Source organism: Accumulibacter sp. (assembly GCF_029255285.1).
Taxonomy (GTDB): Bacteria; Pseudomonadota; Gammaproteobacteria; order Burkholderiales; family Rhodocyclaceae; genus Accumulibacter.
Window position 1 is genome coordinate 139,292 of record NZ_JAPUVI010000089.1, and the last position, 18,771, is coordinate 158,062.

Sequence of the window (18,771 nt, forward strand, 5' to 3'; positions counted from 1 at the left end):
CGAGCGGTGTCGAATTTTTTTACATACCCCCCCGGAGGAATGGTAGGAGAGATCGGCAAGTGATTGTATTTACGAGATCAGACAACTCAGGCACGACGTTTGCTTGGTAATCTTCGTGGCGATTGAGCCGCAGAAAAAACCGACCATCAACGACTATCACTAACTGAGGAGCTTTCCATGTCTCTGACTCGTACTCTGGCCCAGGGCGCTTGCGTCGCCATCGCCGGCTTCGGCGCTCAAGTTGCCTTCGCCGACAGCATCTCCCCGACTTCGTTCTCGGCCAACATCGCCGTCGGCGGTTCCGCGTCGGTTCACAAGACGGTTACGGTCACCAAGGAAGTGACCTCCGGCGTGGACATCTTCTTCATGGCCGACACCACCGGATCGATGGGTTCGCAAATCGCCGCCGTGCAGGCCAGCGCGGCTTCGCTGCTGACGAGCACCGGCGTTTATGGTGGCGTGCGCTGGGCGGTCGGCGAGTACAAGGATTTCGGCGATGTCTACGCCTATCGCCTCAATACGGCGCTGACCTCGGATACGACGGCAGTGACGGCGGGTATCGACGCCTGGGCTGCCAGTGGCGGCGGCGACACGCCGGAAGCCAACCTCTTCGCTCTCGAAACCGCCGCCGGCGCGGGTCCGGACTGGGGCGCGAGCACGGCCAAGGTGATGGTGTGGTTCGGTGACGAGCCGGGTCATGATCCTTCGGGCGGTTCGACCGAGGCGAGCGCGACCGCTGCACTGGTCGCCAGAAACATCAAGGTCGAGGCGATCGATGTCGGCGCGCTGAATTCGACCGGCCAGGCAGGCCGTATCGCCGCGGCGACGGGCGGTGCGTACTTCCCTGGCATCGATTCGGCAGGCATCGCCGCCGCTATCGACGCCGCCATCAAGTCGGCCGTGACGAACTACACCAAGGTCTGCCTGGATACGTCGGAAGCTGGCGCCGCTGGCGTCGCCGCCGTATCCACCCCGTGCTATGTCGGCACCTTCGACCGTTCCGAAGAGCGTACCTTCGAGTTCGACCTGACCTTCACCGGCGTGACCCCGGGCGATTTCAGCTTCAACACGTACGGCACGGTGGACGGCATCCGGGTGGCTCGGGAAGCCGACCGCATCCACGTTCCGGAGCCCGGCAGCCTGGCTCTGCTCGGCATCGCCGCCCTGGCTGGCCTGCGCGTACGTCGTCGCAGCGCCTGATCGTATCGCTATACCCCATCGGCAGCAAAAAGACGGCACAATAGTGCCGTCTTTTTTTTCCCGGGCTGACTATGAGCAATCGAAAAATCCCTCCGGCTAAGCTTCTGTTGCTGACGGTCCTTCTGCTTCGGGCAGATGGGGCCTTCGCTTATGTACTTCCATCACCGTCCGAACAGGCCAGCTTCGACTTCCAGCCGAAAATGGCCCAGCCGGCCAGTGAATTATCGACCGCCCCCGACGCGGCGCAACTGAAGCAGGCGCTGCGTCTGTTCGAGGCAGGCAAGCTCAAGGAAGGCCTGCAGATCGCTCAGCAATCGGTCGCCGCCTATCCCAATTCGGCGGCCAGTCAGGAAGTGCTCGGCGTGGCGCTCGGCCTGTCGGGCGACATCGCCAACGCGCGCCAAGCGTTCGAGAAGGCGCTGTCGATCGAGCCGAAGCGGTGGACGGCGATGGTCAAGCTGGGCGACCTCGCTTATGCCGAAAAGCAGCTCAAGCAAGCCGAGAAACATTACCGGGCGGCGGCAGCGATCAAACCGGACGACGGCCAGTTGGCCCAGAGGCTCGGACTGATAGAGGCAGCCAATGGCAACCTGGCGGCTGCCGCCATTCAGTTCGAGAAGGGCGTCGCGGAGCTCGATGCCGATGTGGTCAGCATCCGCCCGAATCTGGGGGCGATTTACAACCGGCGGGGAGAGTATCAGCGGACGCTCGACCTGTTCAAGTCCGTTCCTCTCGACAAGGTCAAGGATTACGCCGCCTACACGGTCGTCGCCGAGGCACGCTTCGGCCTCGGAAAACCTGCCGAGGCGCTGGCGCTGCTCGAAAAGGCGCGCGCGGCAGCACCGCGTCATCCTGTTCCCTGGTTGATAACCGGCCGCATTGCTCGGCAGACTCAGGACTACCGGCTGGCGATCAGCGCCTTGACCGAATATCTTCGCCTGCGCCCGAACGCTCCAGGCGGGGAGATGGAATTGGCTCTGGCGGAGATCGGCAGCGGCAAGACGGACGCCGGTCTGAAGCGCGCCGAAGCCGTTGCCGGGCGCACGGCGAACAATCCATTCATCGCGCTTGGCCTGGCTCAGGCGTATGCGGCCGCTGGCAAACGACAGCAGGCCAGCGACGCTTTCAAGGCGCTGTCGGCGACGCCCAGTGTGGCTCGGGCAGCGACTTTCGGTCTGGCGGCCGAACTGGAGAAGGACGGCCGCTTTGCCGAGAGCGAAGAGCTGATGGCCGCGCAGGCGAGGAAGGATCCCCGGGATATCGATGCCTTGCAGCGTCTGGGTTCGCTGCAGGCGACGCAGAAGAAGTACCAAGAGGCGGTGACCAGTTTCGAGCGTGGACTTACGTTGGCGCCGGACGATCCAAACCTGCTTCGCCTCTGCTCGATCGCTTACGCCAAGCTTGCCGATTACCGTAAGGCCATCGCACTGGCCGAGAAGCTGACCCGAGTGACTCCCAACAGTAAGGCGGCGCTGCTTCTGCTGGCCGTGACGACCGAGGAGTCGGGCGACAAGAGCGGCGCCGAGCGGCATTACCGCAGCCTGTTGGCACGCGACCCCGGCAACATCGTCGGGCAGAACAACCTCGCTTTGCTCCTGCTGGCGCGTGGGGAATACCGGGAAGCCGCACGCCTGGCCGATGCCTTGCACAAGGCGGTGCCCAACAATCCGGACGTCCGCGATTCGGTGGGCTGGATCTACTTCCAGACGGGCCGCAAAGCCGAGGGGCTGGCGCTATTGCAGAAGCTGCCGCCCGATAGCGGGAGTCCAGGCGCCTGGTATCATTTGGCCGTCGCCTTGGCGGACAAGGGCGAGCGCAAGAAGGCGGCCGAGGCCGCGAACAAGGCTCTCGCGCTGAACCCGAATTTCCGGAATGCTCGCGAGGCCAAAATGCTGGCCGAAGCGGCGACGAAGTAGGGCGGTTGTCTGTTCGTCCGGTCTTCGCCGGTGACCGGGTGAGCCGCCGGGGGTGTGGAGTACGTCAGTTTCTGCCACAAGCGCCGGTGGCGCCGGCGGCATATTGACGCTCATCAAGGCCGGCGGCGGCGCATTCTTCCTACAATCGGCACTTTCCCGACGACGAGAAAGCCATGCGGCGCCCCCGACGCTTCAGCCAACTGTTCTGCATTCTGCTTGCCGTAGCCGCCGCGTTGCCGGCTCAGGCGCTCGACTCCGAAAAGGCCAAGGAGATCTACGGTCCTTGCGCGGCCTGCCATGGCGAGTTCGGCGCTGGCGGCAAGAAAGGAGAATATCCGCGCCTTGCCGGCCAGTCGGCGAAGTACATGGAGCAGCAGTTGAAAGCCTTCCAGAGCCAGTTGCGGGTCAATCTGCCGATGTATCCCTACACCAAGGAACGCGAACTGCCGGACGAGGACATGAAGCTGGTGTCCGACTATCTGGCGCAGATCGTGCTTCCGACTCGGCAACCCGTTTTCAAGGACAGCGACGACGCCCTGACGCGGCTGCTGGCGATGGAAAAGGTCATGATCTTGCCGCGTGCCGAGGGTGATATCGACCACGGCAAAACGGTTTATCAAAAGGAGTGCGCCGCCTGTCATGGCCGGACCGGCAAGGGGCGCGGCGGCATGTTTCCGATGCTCGTCGGGCAATACACCGTCTATCTGAAGAAGCAGATAGACGCCTACCTGAAAGCGGATCGCCCGCATGACGAGGAGGCGGCCGATCAGGGCGTGTTGTACACGCTTTCGGCGAGTGACCTGCGTGACATTCTCGCCTATCTGACGACGATACAGGAAGTCGAGCCGTAGAAGGGTCAGCGCCGTTGCCATTCCTGCCAGCGTTCGCGCCCGGCAAAGACCGGCAGCGAATCGGTGACCGGGCGATCGTCGCGACGCACGAAGGACGCCGCCAGCAGGTCGTCGAGTTGTTCCGGGAGGATCGCAAAGGGTGGACCTGGCACTTCGCTGCCGAACAAGAAAAACCCGACGAGCAGTCCACCCGGATGCAACAGTCCGGCGATCCGGGCCGCATAGTCCGGCCAGAGCTTTCGCGGCAGTGCGCACAGGAAGGCGCGTTCGTAGATCAAATCAAACCGCGCTTCCGGGGTAAACGTGAAGAAGTCGGCGCACAGCAGTTTGCCGCGCCAGGAGTCTCCCAACGTCCAACGGGCGCGCTCGACCGCGGCGCCGGAAAAATCGAGCGCTGTGACCTCCCAGCCGCGCTGAGCAAGGAAGGCGGCGTCGCAGGCACTGCCGCAGCCGGGGATCAGGACCTGCGGTTGGCTGGCGCCGCCTCCCGGTTCGGCTTGGCGCTTCGGGGGGGCAGGGCTGGCGTAGCGGTCGGCGAAGTCGCGAAGAGCGGACGGCGCCTCGCCGGCTTCCCAGGGCGTGACGCCCGAACGGAAACGATGATCCCAGAAGTCGGGAAGCTCCGGGCGTTGGTGGTTCGGCTTTGCGGACGACATGCGGTTCTTCGGGGCGGGTTGGTCGGGGGCTGTGGATGATCGCGCTGCGGCGCTGCGTCGCCGTTCAACGTCGGGCCACCGGCGCCGACAGGGGGAGTCACGCAGGCGTGTTAGAATTGCCGCCTCGTTGAAGTGCGTCACCGCGTCGGCCAGGGTCTGCCGGCGCCCTTGCCGGGAGGCCTCTTGAACTCTGCAAACCGAGCCCCATCCCGTCTGGTCATTGCCTCGCGCGAGTCCCGTCTCGCCATGTGGCAGGCGCAGCACGTCAGTCGCCGCCTGGCAGAATTATATCCGCAGACCGAGATCAGCATTCTCGGCATGACTACCCGGGGAGATCGGATCCTCGACCGGCCGCTCGCCGCCATCGGCGGCAAGGGCCTGTTCATCAAGGAACTCGAGGTCGCCATGCAGGAGGGGCGCGCCGACTTGGCCGTGCACTCGATGAAAGACTTGCCGATGGAGATGCCGGCCGGCTTCACGCTGGCCGCCATCTCGGCCCGTGAAAACCCGTGCGATGCTTTCGTCTCCAGCCGCTTTGCCAGGCTCGACCAATTGCCGGCCAATGCCGTGGTCGGCACCTCCAGCCAGCGCCGCGCCGCCATGCTGCGCGCCGGCTATCCGCAGCTTTCGATCGAGAGTTTGCGCGGCAACCTCGATACGCGTCTCCGCAAACTCGATGCCGGCGACTATGATGCGATCATCCTGGCCGCTGCCGGCCTGATTCGGCTGGGTCTGACCGATCGCATCAGGGCCGTGCTGACGCCCGAGCAATCGCTGCCGGCTCCCGGACAAGGCGTTCTGGCGATCGAGGTGTTGTCGGCACGCGCCGATCTGATCGCCCTGCTGGCGCCGCTCGACGATGCCGCTACGGCGCACTGCGTGCGCGCTGAGCGCGCCTTCTCGCGCGCGCTCGGAGGTAGCTGCCAGCTACCTCTGGCGGCGCATGCCGTGCTCGAGGACGGCCGCCTGTGGCTGCGCGGCTGGATCGCCACAACGGACGGACGGCGCCGGCTGGCGGGCGAGTGGTATGGCGCGGCCGGCGACGACGAGTCGATTGGCCAGCGACTTGCCGACGCGCTGCGCGAACGCGGTGCCGACGCCATCCTTCGCGAATCGGCTGCCATCAGCCAATGAGCGGGCTCCTGCAAGGCCGGCGAATCGCCATCACCCGCCCGCGCGGGCAGGCGGACAGCCTGACCGCCATGATCGCCGGGCTGGGGGGCGAAGCGATCGTCTGTCCCCTGCTCGAAATCGCGCCGGCCGACGATCCGGAGCCCCTGCGGTTGGCCATCGCGCGCCTCGATTCCTACTCGCTGGCCGTGTTCATCAGCCCGAACGCTGTCGCTTTCAGCCTGCCGCAGATTCTCGCTCGCCGTCCGTGGCCGGCCGCGTTGCGGGCGGTCGCCATTGGCCAGGGGAGTGTGTCCTTGCTCGCGACCTACGGCATCGAGAACGCGCTGGTGCCCAATGAGCGCTTCGACTCGGAGGCCGTTCTGGCGCTGCCGGAGTTGCAGCGGCAGAACGTTGCTGGCCGGCGGGCGGTGATCTTTCGTGGCAACGGAGGACGCGAATTGCTGGCCGAGACGCTGCGCGAGCGCGCAGTCGAGGTCGATTGCGTGAGCTGTTACCAGCGTTCGGCGCCGAGCGATGTGGCGGCGCTGCAGGAGGACTTGCGCCGCGGCGAGCTCGACGCCGTGACCGTCTCGTCGAGCGAGGCCTTGCGCAATCTGCTGCGCCTGCTCGACGATGCGGCGCGCGCGCATCTGGCGCAGACGCCGGTTTTCGTGCTGCACCCGCGTATCGCCGAGTTGGCACAGCAACTCGGATTGCGCAATGTCGTTCTGACCGCGCCGGCCGACGCCGGGCTGGTGGCCGCTTTGTGCGCCCATCGCTGGCGCTGAATTCCGCCGTCGTGCCGGCTTGGCGCGGCGCACGGGCGAGAGACCGGGGCCGGGCAGCAAGTAGGGCGGTTTCGTGCCTGCCGCCCAGCGCTCAGGCAATTCCCTGGCTGGCGAGATACTCTTCGTAGTTGCCGGGGTAGTTGACGATCTTTCCGTCGAGGCGGATCTCCAGGACTCGGGTGGCCAGCGACGAGACGAACTCGCGGTCGTGCGAGACGAAGATCAGGGTTCCCTTGAATTTCTCGAGCGCCGTGTTGAGCGATTCGATCGATTCCATGTCCAGGTGGTTGGTCGGCTCGTCCATCACCAGAACGTTCGGCTTCATGAGCATCAGTTTGCCGAAGATCATGCGTCCCTGTTCGCCGCCCGAGATGACCCTGACCGCCTTGCGGACCTCGTTGCCCGAAAACAGCAGGCGGCCGAGCGTGCCGCGGATCAGCGTTTCGAGGTCGTCGCCGTCGGCCGCGCTGGCGCGCGCATAGCCGGCGATCCATTCGGTCAGGCTGGCGTCGCTGTCGAAGTCCTGTGCGTGATCCTGCGCATAGTAGCCGCAGCGCGCTTTCTCCGCCCACTTGATGCTGCCGCGCTGCGGCGCCAGTTCAGCCATCAACAGCTTGAGCAGCGTGCTCTTGCCGACGCCGTTCTCGCCGATGATCGCCAGTCGGTCGCCACCGTTGATCGTCAGGTTGAGCCGGTCGAAGATCTTGCGCGCGCTTCCCGGATAAGCGAAAGTCAGGCTGTCGATCTCGACTGCTTGCCGGTGCAGCTTTTCCTTGTCGTCGAACTCGAAACGGATCCACGGATACTGGCGCGACGAAGGCTTCACATCCTCGGGCTTCAGCTTGTCGATCAGTTTCATGCGCGACGTCGCCTGCTTGGCCTTGGACGCGTTGGCCGAGAAACGGCGAACGAAGTTCTGCAGTTCGGCGATCCGTTCTTTCGCTTTCGCATTGGCGTTTTGCTGGCGCTCGCGGGCCAGCGCCGAGGCTTCCATGAAGTCGTCGTAATTGCCCGGATAAACCGTGATCTTGCCGTAGTCCAGGTCGGCCATGTGGGTGCACACCTGGTTAAGGAAGTGGCGATCGTGCGAAATGATCACCATCGTGCTGCTGCGCTCGTTGATCACGTTTTCCAGCCAGCGGATGGTGGCGATGTCGAGGTTGTTGGTCGGTTCGTCGAGCAGCAGGATGTCCGGGTCGGCAAATAGGGCCTGAATCAGCAGGACGCGCAGTTTCCAGCCCGGCGCGACGTCGCTCATCGGACCGAAATGCTGCTCGGCGGGGATGCCGACGCCGAGCAGCAGCTCACCGGCGCGCGATTCGGCGGTGTAGCCGCCGTACTCGGCAAAGCGTGCCTCGAGGTCGGCGGCGTGCAGGTAATCGTCCTCGGTGGCGTCCGGATTGGCGTAGATGGCGTCCTTTTCGAGCATGCAGGCCCACATTTCCGTGTGCCCCATCAGCACGACGTCGATCACGCGATGCTGCTCAAAGGCGAACTGGTCCTGGCGCAGGTAGGCCATGCGTTCGTGCGGGTCCTTGGAGACATTGCCGGCCGTCGGTTCGAGTTCGCCGTCGAGGATCTTCATGAAGGTCGACTTGCCGGAGCCATTGGCGCCGATCAAGCCGTAGCGATAGCCCTCACCGAACTTGACCGTAACGTTTTCGAACAAGGGCTTGGCCCCGAACTGCATGGTGACATTGTTGGCCGCGAGCACTAAGAAACCTCGGTGAAATCATTGAGTTGCGAAAGGGCGATATTGTACCTCAGAGTGCTTCGGCGGGCTCGCCTCAATTGGGCGTTGGTCAGTCGTGCGCTTCCCCGGGCAGTCAGCCGCGACCGCCGGGCCATCCAACGGGTGCTGGTGGTCGAGATGATGGCCGACGCGTATCGATGTGCGGCAGCAGGCTTGGAGACGTGGCGGGTATTCCGCCCCGCTTGACGTCCCGCCGGCTGGCCCGCAGGATAGACGCCGGCCGGCTCAGTTCGGCTTGCATTCTTGTTGTTGTCAGCCATGGAGGGCAATCTGTGAAAGCGAACAGAAGCGTTGGCTCGGCTTGGCCGCTGGCATTCATTCTGGCGGGCTGCGCCGCGAATATCGTGCCGACGGGTCCGGACACCTACATGATGTCGGACACGGCCGGCTGGGTGAACTACCATCGGGCGATCGACACCTGTCGAAGTCAGGGCAAGGACATGATGCCGCTGGCCACCAGCTCGCATTACGGCAGTCTGAATACCGCCGATTATCCGAAAGTCTTCTTCAAGTGCGTGCCGGCTCCGGAGTCCTCGGTCAAGGGCCAGGCGGCGTCGCCGGCCCCGGGCGGCTGATGGCTGGACCGTAGCCCGCGCGCAACGAGCGCTCTTGCCGGCTTGTCCACCGTCTGGCTCACGATGGGGCAGGTCGCGCTTGGCTGCCTACTTGCCGCAGCCGCGGAGTTTTCGGCACCGAGGATTTTTTTGCTCCACTTACATGAGGATTCAACATGATCAAACAAACCCTGCTCGTCGCCGGGCTTGCCGCAAGCCTGGCTATTGCGGCTTCACCGGCCGGGGCGGCTGAATCGGCCCTGGCGACGATCAAGCAGTCGGCGACGCTGAAACTCGGCTATCGTGAAAATTCGATCCCGTTCTCGTTCGTCGGCGACGACCGGCAGCCACGCGGCTACAGCGTGGACCTGTGCCGGATCGTGGCCGAGGATCTTGGCCGGCAACTGGGCCTGCCGAAACTCGATGTGCGCTGGGTGCCGGTGACGGCGCAGAACCGTTTCGAGGCGTTGAAGAGTGGCGCGATCGACATCGAATGCGGCAACACGACCCAGACCCTGTCGCGGCGTGCCGATTTCGACTTCAGCCTGATGACTTTCGTCGATGGCGCCGGCCTGTTGTTTCGCGACGGCGAGGCGCCGTCGTCGGTGGAAGCGATCAAGGGGCAGCGTGTCGCGGTGGTGGCCGGAACGACGACCGAAAGGGTGCTCGAGGAATTGATCGGCGCCGGCAAGCACGGATTTGTCCTGCTCAAGGTGGCGGATCACGATGCCGCCTTGAAGGCGCTGACCAACAAGACAGCCACGGCGTACGCCGCCGATCGCACGGTGCTGATCTCGACGGCCCTCGTCCGTGGGCAGGGACAGAGCTTCGCGCTGGCCACGGTGCAGTTCAGCTACGAGCCCTACGGCCTGGTCATGCGCCGGGATGCCGATCTTCGCCTGGCGGTGGATCGCAGCCTGGCGAGGCTTTATCGCAGCGGCGAGATCGGCCCCATCCTCGGCCGCTGGTTCGAGCCGCTCGGCAAACCGAACGATGCCCTGCAGGCGATGTTCCTGATCAACGGGCTGCCCGAGTAGCGGCCTCCCTTGGTGCAGCGCGAAAACGGTGTGTCGGGCCGGCGGGAGCAGTCCTTCCCGCCGGCCTGAGAAACGCCGCTCCCAGGGGCAGGGCACGAGCGCCGCGGGAGCGGCGAAGCGCATCGACGCTTCGTCCTTGCCATGTCCCATCGACCTCGCAAACCGCGCCGCGCCGAACACGAGGCTACCGGCAGCCACCAACCTCCGTCAAGTTGGCGGCGAACCTTCGCCGATCCCGCGCAGCGCTTCCTCGAACGCGCTGAAATCGAAGTCGTCTGCGTGGCGACGCAGGATCCGGCCCAGCGCCGGATCGCGTTCGGCGATCCGCCCGGCCAGGCGGCCGATCTGCTCGACGTCGAGCGCCACCAAGGCGTCGGCCAGTTCGCGCCGCCACTCCTCCGGCAGTGCCGCCAGCGCCGCGCGATCCGGCGCGCTGGCCGTCGGGGCGGCGAATGCTGCCGTTGCCCGGCGCAGGAAGCGGGCTCCCAGGAGACGTTCCAGGCAACCGAAGATCTCTGCCGGCCGAAACGGCTTGTGCAGAATATCGTCCATCCCGGCTTCCAGCATTTCTCCGCGCTGCTCGGTGAACACCGAAGCAGTCAGGGCGACGATCTTCACGGCCTCGCCCCCCTCGAGCGCCCGGATCCGCCGGGTGGCCTCCAGCCCGTCCATGACCGGCATGCGCCGGTCCATCCAGATGAAGTGCGGGCGCCACTGCTGGAAGCACTCGATTCCCTCGGCGCCGTTGCTCACCGCGCGTACCTGAAAGCCGGCGTCTGTCAGCAGCCGGCCGAGCAACAGGCTGTTTTCCGGCTGATCCTCGACGATCAGGATCCGCCACTCCGGCTCGCCCGGCGCCAGGCGCAGGACATCTTCGCCGGCCTCCTGCGCGCCGGCCACGTCGGCAGCGGTGGCGATCTCGGCCGGCAGGTCGATCCAGAAGCGGCTGCCTTGTCCGAGTTGGCTGATCAGCCCGATTCGTCCACCCATCAGCTCGACCAACTGGCGCGTGATCGCCAGACCCAACCCGGTCCCTTTCTGGCCAAGGTCGGGACCGGCTTGTACGAACGGCTCGAATACTCGCACTTGATCGTCCGGCGCGATGCCGGGACCGGTGTCCTCCACTTCGATCAAGAGTCGCGGTTCGCTGAGGTCCGGCGCAACGTCGAAGTACAGGGTCACACCTCCCACCGGAGTGAACTTGATGGCGTTGCCCAGCAGGTTGACCAGCACTTGCCGCAATCGAGTTTCGTCACCCCGGATATAGCGCGCCACTCGCGCGGGCCGCTCCAGCCGTAACTCAAGCCCTTTCTCGCGCGCGCGCTGGCCCATCATGTCGACCAGATCGTCCACCATCGTGCCCAGATCGAACGGCGCGATCTCCAGACGGATGCGTCCAGCTTCGATTTTGGCCATGTCGAGAATGTCGTTGATCAGCCCCAGCAGATGCACGCCGCTGCGGTTGACGATGTCCAGGTGTTCGCGGTCCCGCCCGGTGAGTACAGCGTCCCGACGCATCAGATCGGTAAAGCCCAAGATCGCGTTCAGCGGTGTGCGCAGTTCGTGGCTCATGTTGGCCAGAAAGACCGACTTCGCCCGGTTGGCCGCTTCCGCGGTGTCCTTGGCTTTTTCCAGCTCCCGCGTCCGGTTGATGACGGTTTGTTCGAGATTGGCGTTCAGCGCGCGGATTTCCGCCTCCTTCTTGAGAACCTGACGATGCTGGATTCCCCCCTCGGCCAGGAAGCCACAGAATTTGATGAAGTAATCCATCATCAGATCGACGTTTTCGCGGGTCGTGACCTTGCAATGGCTAATGGCTCTCAGGAACTCTTCCTCAGGGAAACCGAAGCGCTGGGCGTAGCGGCGATAGAAATCCAGATCGGGTGGCGAATAGAAGAACTGCCCCAGCCAGAAAGTGGCGACATGCTGGCCGTTGACCACGATCGGCGCACCTACTTCTTCGAGGCCATGATCGCAGGTGCTGCAGGTATGGACGTTCGGCTTCAGCAAGCCGACGATCCGGGCATCGCTGCGCTGGCAAATGGCGGCCGACTCCGGATTGGCGCGGAAGAATTTGGTACAGCAGTCCTCCCAGCCTTCGGCCACCAGCCATTCGCCATCGGAGTCGGAGATGGAATGCGGAATCCCGAAGGCGCGGTAGAGCGCGGCCATCAGCTCGCGCAGCTTGGTGAGTTCGGTCAGTTCGCGGAGTAGCGGCATGGTCGGTCTCCATCGGTGCGGCTCGGGCAGGGGTGGTCGACACGTACGGCCATCGCCAGTCGCACGTCCCGGTTTTTTCGCCCAGGAGCCGTCGTGTCAGAATCGGGTCAAAGTCAAAGTTCTCGCTGTCGCGGCGCTGGATCTGGCCCAGGGCAGCGCCCCGCTCGGCGAAGCGCCCGTTTGGGGCGTCGCTACCTTCGCCGCCGCTCACCACGAAAGCGTTAGCCCTCGCACTATCGGCTCTCCAGCCGAGCCAGGGACTTCCCCTTCCTGCGTGGATCGATGCTGGCCGTTCGCAGTCACCGTGGCAAGTCTAGCGCGTTGAGGTTAGTTCTGGGGAGTTGTCCGTAGTCCTCGCCAGCCTCAGGCAGCCGCGCCGCGGTAACGCGGGCTGGTGAGCCTTCTGGCAGCAGGAGGGCCGTCCAGTCCTGAGCAAAGTCAACAAACGATGCTCGGGGTGGCGAACCCTGGAGCAAACTGTGCGGTTTCGCGAGCATTGATCTTGACGCGCCGCGAGTCGTACAAAAGCTTCCTGCGTTGGCGGGCGGACGCTCTGTACGCGCGTTGGTGTGAAGAGCCTCGGCACATCGTGTGCGGAAAAATCGCATGCACGGTTTGCTGAGGGAGGGGAAAGCCTGCCCGCTACTCCAGCCAGGCTTTCTCTAGCTGTCGATTTGACCGAGGAATACGCAAACAATAGGCCGTTTCAGGCGCTGCTGACTGTCGGCTACGAGGCGCACGACGCGGCCTGCCCGCCAAGGAGTCCTGCGAGCCGGTGCGCACCGGCGCCCCAGGACGTCGATGTTGACCAGTTCCAGGGCCGGAAGCCGGGCGGCAACTTCACGTCGAATGTTGACTTTGACGCCGCCAGGCTTCGGACTGCGACGCTCTCGTCATCCCCAGCGGCCGCACGCTCGAGTCCCGGCGCTTGAAATCGATGGTCAAGCGCCCGTTCAGAACTTCCCCTACGCCGGCCAGCCGGCCGTGGCGGTCGGTCGGGGTGGGCAACTGCCACCGCTGCCGGCGTCATCGGCGGGTGCGTCAAAAGATGGATTCCTGAGTCGCGGGCCAGTGCCGCAGCAGCTCGCCGGCTCAGACGCGGAAACGGCTCGTGAAGTTGTCGAGATTCCTGGACAGTTGTTCCAGGCTGCGCACGTCGGCCGCAATCGCCGCCAGCGCCTGGCGGTTCTGCTCGGCCATTTGTGCCACCTGTCCAACGCTCTGGGCGATCGTCGTGCTCGCGGCGCGCTGCTCCTCGACGGACGAGGTGATGTCGCTGACTTCCTCCTCGACGCGGCCGAGGTTTTCGCGCACCAGAGACATGGCCGCATAGGCCTTTTCGGCCTGCGTCACGCTCCCGCCCACCGCGGTCAGACTTTGCTCCATGCCCTGCACCGCCTCAGCCGAGCGACTGCCGATGGCCTCGATCATCTGCGAGATTTCATGTGTCGACTTCGCGGTGCGCTCGGCAAGCTTGCGCACTTCGTCGGCCACCACCGCAAAGCCGCGTCCCTGTTCGCCCGCCCGCGCTGCTTCGATCGCGGCATTGAGTGCCAGGAGGTTGGTCTGCTCGGCGATCTCCCGAATCGTGTCGACGATCGCCGTGATGCGCCGGGATTCCTCGCCCAGGGCGCCGATCACCCCGCTCGCCAGGTTCACGGAAGCCGCCACCCGGCCGATTTCCTCTGTCACCGCATGCACCTCCTGGCCGCCCTTGGCCGCCAGCTTGCCCGCCTCGCTGGTGTGGGCGCTGACCTTGCGCGCGCGGTCCGCCATCTGCGTGGTGCTCACCGCCATCTCTTGCACCGACGCCGACATCGAAGTCGCCGTGTCGCTTTGCGTCTGCGAGCGGTCGAAGACGAGCGCCGCCTTCGTGTTCAGACCTTCGGCAGCACTCAGCACAGCATGCGAGCTGTCGCGAATCGACGCCACCGTCGCCCGCAGGCTTTTCTGCATGCCGTCGATACTGGCAAGCAGGCTCCGCTGGTCGTCTGGCCTGACATGCACGCCCAGCGTCAGGTCGCCGGCGGCGATCTGCGCAGCTATCTCTTCCGCATACGCGGGTTCACCACCCAGCAGCTTCAAAAGAATCTGCAACAGAAACAGGTGTGACAGAACCACGAAGACCAGCGCCAGGACGCCTACGCCAAGGCTGGAGTGCAGCATCCAGGCGCGCGTTTTCTGCTGTGCCACCTCACTCCTTTCGCCGAGCGTCGCGAGTTCGCCAGCCAGGCCATCGAGCTGTTTCGTCAACTTCTCGGCGACCGCATCGAAACCATCGTTGCTTTTCATGATCGCGTTGCCGGCCTCGTGACCCTGGCCGATATAGGCCAGCACCATGCGCTCGCCAGTGTCGTAGACGCCGTTGACGGCCAACTTCAGCTCGTCGATGACCACCTGCCTGGCGGGCCACAATCCGGCCAAGCGCTCCAATTGAGACAAGGCCTTCTCACGTTGTGCCGAGGCCTCGGCGAAATCGGCTTCACCGACGGCCGCCGCGTCGGTGAGAAATTGCTGGATCTGGACGACATGGAAGCGCGTGTCCTTAAAGGCCCGAATGCTCTGCTCGACCCGCGACGCTTCCTCGGCGGCGACGGCCAGCGAGGCGTTGCTGTTCCAGACGATCAGGTTGCCGATCAGCAGCAGGGCGCAAAGTATCGACGCGGATAGGGCGACTAGTCGCCCGATCGACAGTTTGAGCATCAGCGCATTCCTATTGGTATCGTTGAAGGACGTTCTGGTCAGCCGACGTCCTAGTTGACGACTAAGGTAACGATAACAGTCATTGAAAAGCGATTTACAACAGATGGCAGCGGCCAGGAGGCGCGCGTCGCGGTGCGCACTATAACACCCAGCCATGGGCACGGCCATTGGCGGCTGACGTCGGGAGACCGTGAGGACAAGCCGAACTGGAGAGAACGGGAGAGGCGCGATTGACATTGGGCGGCGCGTTTCTGATCGCAGCCGCTGTGGTCCGCGTGGGCAGAGGCGCTCCTTCGCGGCGGCCACCGCCTGCGTCGGCCAGGTTCCGCCGGGGCTGCCGAGCGAGCTTGTTTCCTGTCGCCTTCGATGGCTGCCGTCGCGCTACGGAACTCGCGCGATTTCGCCCCTTTCTGGTCGCATGGCTTGGAGGGCGATGGGGCGACGTCTGAGCGGCAGCGCGCTGGCCCGGCGAGACCCGCCGCAGATCGCTGTCCGGCCGGGGGCGATCGATCTCACGTCTGCCGCAGATCCAGGGTGAAGGGGAAGCTGGCGTTGGTGGCGACCGCTTGTACGTCGACTCGGCCCGGGCTGTGGCCGAACGGCGTGAAGCGGGCCAGCCGGCGGCCCTCGGCTTCGTTGGCGTTGACCGGGTAGCGATCGGGGTTGCGTCCGCCGGGGTGCTCGACATGGTACTGGCAGCCACCGAGCGAGCGCTTCATCCAGGTGTCGACGAGGTCGAAGACGAGCGGCGCGTGTACGCCGATTGTCGGATGCAGCGCCGACGGCGGGTTCCAGGCCCGGTAGCGGACGCCGGCGACGTATTCGCCGACCCGGCCGGTCGCGCGCAAGGGCAGAGCCTTGCCGTTGCATGTCACGACATAGCGTTCGCTGGCCATTCCCGTCGCCTTGACCTGCAAACGTTCGAGCGACGAGTCGACGTAGCGTGCCGTGCCGCCGGCGCTGTTTTCTTCGCCCATGACGTGCCAGGGTTCGAGCGCGTGCCGAAGTTCCAGCTCGATTCCCCGGGCCGAGATGCGGCCGTGACGCGGAAATCGGAACTCGAAGTGGGGGGCAAACCAGTCGCTTTCGAGCGCATAGCCGGCGGCCCGCAACTCGCTGATCACATCGTCGAAATCCTGGCCGACGAAGTGCGGCAGCATGAAGCGGTCGTGCAACTCGCTGCCCCAGCGTATCAGGCGTTCTGGCGCGTAAGGCGTGCGCCAGAAGCGGGCGATCAGGGCGCGCAGCAGGAGTTGCTGGGCAAGCGACATGCGCGCATGTGGCGGCATTTCGAAGGCGCGCATCTCGAGCAGGCCGAGGCGGCCGGTCGGGCCGTCCGGCGAGTAGAGTTTGTCGATACAGAACTCGGAGCGGTGCGTGTTGCCGGTCGAATCGATCAGGAGGTTGCGCAGCACGCGGTCGATGATCCACGGCGCGACGCACTCCGCTCCACCGGCGGTCGGCGCCGGGAACTGGCGGAAAGCGATCTCGAGTTCATAGACTGAATCGTGGCGCGCCTCGTCGACACGCGGCGATTGACTCGTCGGACCGATGAACAGGCCTGAGAAGAGGTAGGACAGCGACGGGTGGTTGTGCCAGTAGCTGATCAGACTGCGCAACAGATCGGGCCGGCGCAGGAAGGGCGAATCGAGCGTCGTCGGGCCGCCGAAGACGAAATGGTTGCCACCGCCGGTTCCGGTATGGCGACCGTCGAGCATGAACTTCTCGGTCGTCAGGCGCGACAGATGCGCCGCCTCGTAGAGGTGGGTCGTACGCGCGACGAGTTCGTCCCAGGTCGCCGATGGCTGGATGTTCACTTCGATGACCCCGGGGTCGGGCGTGACCCGGAATTTCGTCAGACGTGGATCGTGCGGCGGCTCGTAGCCTTCGAGAATGACCGGCGAGGCGAGTTCCTCGGCCGTCGCTTCGACAGCGCTCACGAGTTCGAGGTAGTCGTCCAGCGTTTCGGTCGGCGGCAAAAAAATGTACAGAACTCCATTGCGCGCCTCGGCCGAAATCGAAGTGCGCGTCACCCGCGTCGCCGACTCGTTGGGCGGTGGTGATTGAGCGGCCCCCCTCTCATCGACCGGCGGGCGAGCCGCCAGGCAACGTTGCAGCGCCTGTTCGGCAAAACCTTCGCCACCCACTGCCGCTTGCTCGGCAGGCAGGCTTTCACTGTGGCTGACGGCATGCTGGGCACGGATCTGGGCGGGTGTGGGCAAGGGCGGGAAGGTTTGCGTCGGGTCGGGGGAATGGATGTACGGATAGTCGTTCTTGGCAATCCACGGCTGTGAGTCGAGCGGTAACCGATAGCCGATCGGCGAATCGCCGGGCACCAGATAGCAGCGGCCGTCGCGCAGGTACCACGGGCCGCTCTGCCAGCCGCCATGCGCACCTCGCACGATCGGCAGGACATGGCCGACTGCCTGATCGAGGCCACGCCGAAAGACCTGCGCCAGTCGCCGGCGTTCGAGCGGGTCGTCGAGACGAGCGTCGAAAGGGTCGACGTTGACCGGCAAGCGGTGTTCCCGCCAGAGGTAGTAGTAGGCATCCTCGTAGGCGGGAAAGACGTACTCGGGGTCGATGGCCAGTCGCCTGGCGAGTTGCTTCAAGAAGCGTCCGGCAAGGCGCTCGTCGGCGCCGTAGTCGCGCGTTTCGCAGGCGTAGAGCGCCGGATCGTTCCATATCGGCTGGCCGTCGCGCCGCCAGAAGCAGTTCAGCGACCAGCGCGGAAGTTGTTCGCCGGGATACCACTTGCCCTGGCCGAAGTGCGGCAGACCCTGGGGTGCGTAGTTCTCGCGCAGACGGTGGAAGATCTCCGCCGCCCGTAGGCGTTTGGTCGGACCGAGCGCTTCGGTGTTCCATTCGGCAGCGTCGTGGTCGTCGATCGAGACGAAGGTCGGCTCGCCGCCCATCGTCAGACGCACGTCGCCGTCTGCGAGGTCGGCGTCGATCCGCCGACCGAGTGCCTCGATGGCCAGCCACTGCTCTTCGCTGTAGGGCCGGGTCACCCGAGGTGCTTCCCAGACGCGTTCGATCTTCATCTCGTGCGAGAAATCGCATTCGCATTTCTCTGTGAAGCCGGTGATCGGCGAGGCCGAAGACGGTTGCGGCGAGCAGGCCAGGGGAATGTGACTTTCGCCGGCGAAGAGACCCGAGGTCGGGTCGAGGCCAATCCAGCCTGCGCCCGGCAGATAGACCTCGCACCAGGCGTGCAGGTCGGTGAAGTCATGGTCAGTGCCGGAGGGTCCGTCGAGCGACTTCACATCCGGCGTCAACTGGATCAGATAGCCGGAAACGAAGCGCGCCGCGAGTCCGAGATGACGCAACACCTGGACCAGCAACCAAGCCGAATCGCGGCACGAGCCGCGTGCCAGTGCCAGTGTCTCCTCAGGGGTTTGCACCCCGGGCTCGAGGCGGATCACATAGCCTATCGTGGCCTGGATTCGCCGGTTGATGTCGACCAGAAAGTCCACGCTGGCGCGCGGTTCGCTCGGCAGGGTATCCAGGAAGCGGCGCAGCAACGGTGTGGTCGGCAGGCGGTGGAGGTAGGGCTCGAGTTCTTCCTGTTGCCAGGACTCGTAAGCGAAAGGAAAGGTAGTCGCGTAGGGCTCGGGAAAAAAGTCGAAGGGATTGATTACCGACATCTCGGCCACCAGGTCGACTTCGACCCGGAACTCGCGCGTCTTTTCGGGAAAGACGAGGCGCGCCAAGTAGTTCGCCTGCGGGTCTTGCTGCCAGTTGATGAAATGCCGGGCCGGGCTGATTTTCAGCGAATAGCTGAGGATGGGCGTACGCGAATGCGGCGCCGGCCGCAGGCGGACGATCTGCGGCGACAGGGTGATCAAACGGTCGTAGCGATAGTGGGTGACGTGATTGAGGGCAACATGAATCGACACGGTCGGCTCCAAGGCAAGATGTCGGTTTGATCAAGCAAAATAAGTGCCAGGTATGGCCAGTCTAGGGGGCGAGCGCTTGGC

General features: G+C 64.7%; 12 protein-coding genes. 7 read left to right on the top strand and 5 right to left on the bottom strand.

What is annotated here, in order from left to right; all coding sequences use genetic code 11:
* Window positions 1-177: 177 nt before the first annotated feature.
* The 3 genes from Q1M07_RS11900 (at window position 178) to Q1M07_RS11910 (ending at window position 3,967) form a co-directional block, all read left to right on the top strand.
* The gene (locus tag Q1M07_RS11900) at window positions 178-1,200 is read left to right on the top strand and encodes a VWA domain-containing protein (protein WP_300454096.1); all 1,023 of its coding nucleotides are present in this window, start codon (window positions 178-180) and stop codon (window positions 1,198-1,200) included.
* 107 nt (window positions 1,201-1,307) lie between these two features.
* Window positions 1,308-3,116, top strand: coding sequence for a tetratricopeptide repeat protein (locus Q1M07_RS11905; RefSeq protein WP_300454097.1), 1,809 nt, complete (start codon window positions 1,308-1,310; stop codon window positions 3,114-3,116).
* A gap of 173 nt (window positions 3,117-3,289) precedes the next feature.
* Window positions 3,290-3,967, top strand: a complete 678-nt coding sequence (locus Q1M07_RS11910; protein ID WP_300454098.1) for a c-type cytochrome — start codon at window positions 3,290-3,292, stop codon at window positions 3,965-3,967.
* A gap of 5 nt (window positions 3,968-3,972) precedes the next feature.
* Here Q1M07_RS11910 and Q1M07_RS11915 read toward each other — a convergent pair whose 3' ends face one another.
* Window positions 3,973-4,623: a methyltransferase domain-containing protein gene (locus Q1M07_RS11915; protein ID WP_300454099.1), complete on the bottom strand. Its 651-nt coding sequence runs from the start codon at window positions 4,621-4,623 to the stop codon at window positions 3,973-3,975.
* Window positions 4,624-4,806: 183 nt separating this feature from the next.
* Between Q1M07_RS11915 and hemC the strand changes: the two genes are divergently transcribed.
* Window positions 4,807-5,757 carry a hydroxymethylbilane synthase gene (gene hemC, locus Q1M07_RS11920; protein WP_300454101.1) on the top strand — a complete coding sequence of 317 codons (951 nt, stop codon included), beginning with the start codon at window positions 4,807-4,809 and terminating at the stop codon, window positions 5,755-5,757.
* Window positions 5,754-6,524, top strand: coding sequence for a uroporphyrinogen-III synthase (locus Q1M07_RS11925; protein WP_300454102.1), 771 nt, complete (start codon window positions 5,754-5,756; stop codon window positions 6,522-6,524). The genes hemC and Q1M07_RS11925 overlap by 4 nt, the downstream gene beginning before the upstream one ends.
* Window positions 6,525-6,615: 91 nt before the next feature.
* On the opposite strand, the gene Q1M07_RS11930 is transcribed toward Q1M07_RS11925, so the two are convergent.
* Window positions 6,616-8,238 (bottom strand): ABC-F family ATPase, encoded by a 1,623-nt coding sequence (locus Q1M07_RS11930; protein ID WP_300454104.1) that lies wholly within the window; start codon window positions 8,236-8,238, stop codon window positions 6,616-6,618.
* 311 nt (window positions 8,239-8,549) lie between these two features.
* Here Q1M07_RS11930 and Q1M07_RS11935 point away from each other — a divergent pair, with 311 nt between their 5' ends.
* Together Q1M07_RS11935 and Q1M07_RS11940 are read left to right on the top strand one after the other, a co-directional pair.
* Window positions 8,550-8,852 (top strand): hypothetical protein, encoded by a 303-nt coding sequence (locus tag Q1M07_RS11935; protein ID WP_300454105.1) that lies wholly within the window; start codon window positions 8,550-8,552, stop codon window positions 8,850-8,852.
* A 155-nt stretch (window positions 8,853-9,007) separates the two neighbouring features.
* On the top strand, window positions 9,008-9,868 hold the full coding sequence (locus Q1M07_RS11940; protein ID WP_300454106.1) for an amino acid ABC transporter substrate-binding protein: 861 nt from the start codon (window positions 9,008-9,010) through the stop codon (window positions 9,866-9,868).
* Window positions 9,869-10,075: 207 nt separating this feature from the next.
* On the opposite strand, the gene Q1M07_RS11945 is transcribed toward Q1M07_RS11940, so the two are convergent.
* From Q1M07_RS11945 to Q1M07_RS11955, 3 genes are all read right to left on the bottom strand, one after another.
* Complete coding sequence (locus Q1M07_RS11945; RefSeq protein ID WP_300454107.1) at window positions 10,076-12,088, bottom strand: PocR ligand-binding domain-containing protein; 2,013 nt, start codon at window positions 12,086-12,088, stop codon at window positions 10,076-10,078.
* 1,092 nt (window positions 12,089-13,180) lie between these two features.
* Complete coding sequence (locus Q1M07_RS11950; RefSeq protein ID WP_300454108.1) at window positions 13,181-14,791, bottom strand: methyl-accepting chemotaxis protein; 1,611 nt, start codon at window positions 14,789-14,791, stop codon at window positions 13,181-13,183.
* 512 nt (window positions 14,792-15,303) lie between these two features.
* Window positions 15,304-18,690 (bottom strand): transglutaminase family protein, encoded by a 3,387-nt coding sequence (locus Q1M07_RS11955; protein ID WP_300454109.1) that lies wholly within the window; start codon window positions 18,688-18,690, stop codon window positions 15,304-15,306.
* Window positions 18,691-18,771: the final 81 nt, after the last annotated feature.

Bases quoted from the DNA above. Each gene is read 5' to 3' on its own strand.
- Q1M07_RS11900 (WP_300454096.1), top strand. From the start codon at position 178: ATGTCTCTGACTCGTACTCTGGCCCAGGGCGCTTGCGTCGCCATCGCC.
- Q1M07_RS11910 (WP_300454098.1), top strand. From the start codon at position 3,290: ATGCGGCGCCCCCGACGCTTCAGCCAACTGTTCTGCATTCTGCTTGCC.
- Q1M07_RS11915 (WP_300454099.1), bottom strand. From the start codon at position 4,623: ATGTCGTCCGCAAAGCCGAACCACCAACGCCCGGAGCTTCCCGACTTC.
- Q1M07_RS11925 (WP_300454102.1), top strand. From the start codon at position 5,754: ATGAGCGGGCTCCTGCAAGGCCGGCGAATCGCCATCACCCGCCCGCGC.
- Q1M07_RS11940 (WP_300454106.1), top strand. From the start codon at position 9,008: ATGATCAAACAAACCCTGCTCGTCGCCGGGCTTGCCGCAAGCCTGGCT.
- Q1M07_RS11945 (WP_300454107.1), bottom strand. From the start codon at position 12,088: ATGCCGCTACTCCGCGAACTGACCGAACTCACCAAGCTGCGCGAGCTG.
- Q1M07_RS11950 (WP_300454108.1), bottom strand. From the start codon at position 14,791: ATGCTCAAACTGTCGATCGGGCGACTAGTCGCCCTATCCGCGTCGATA.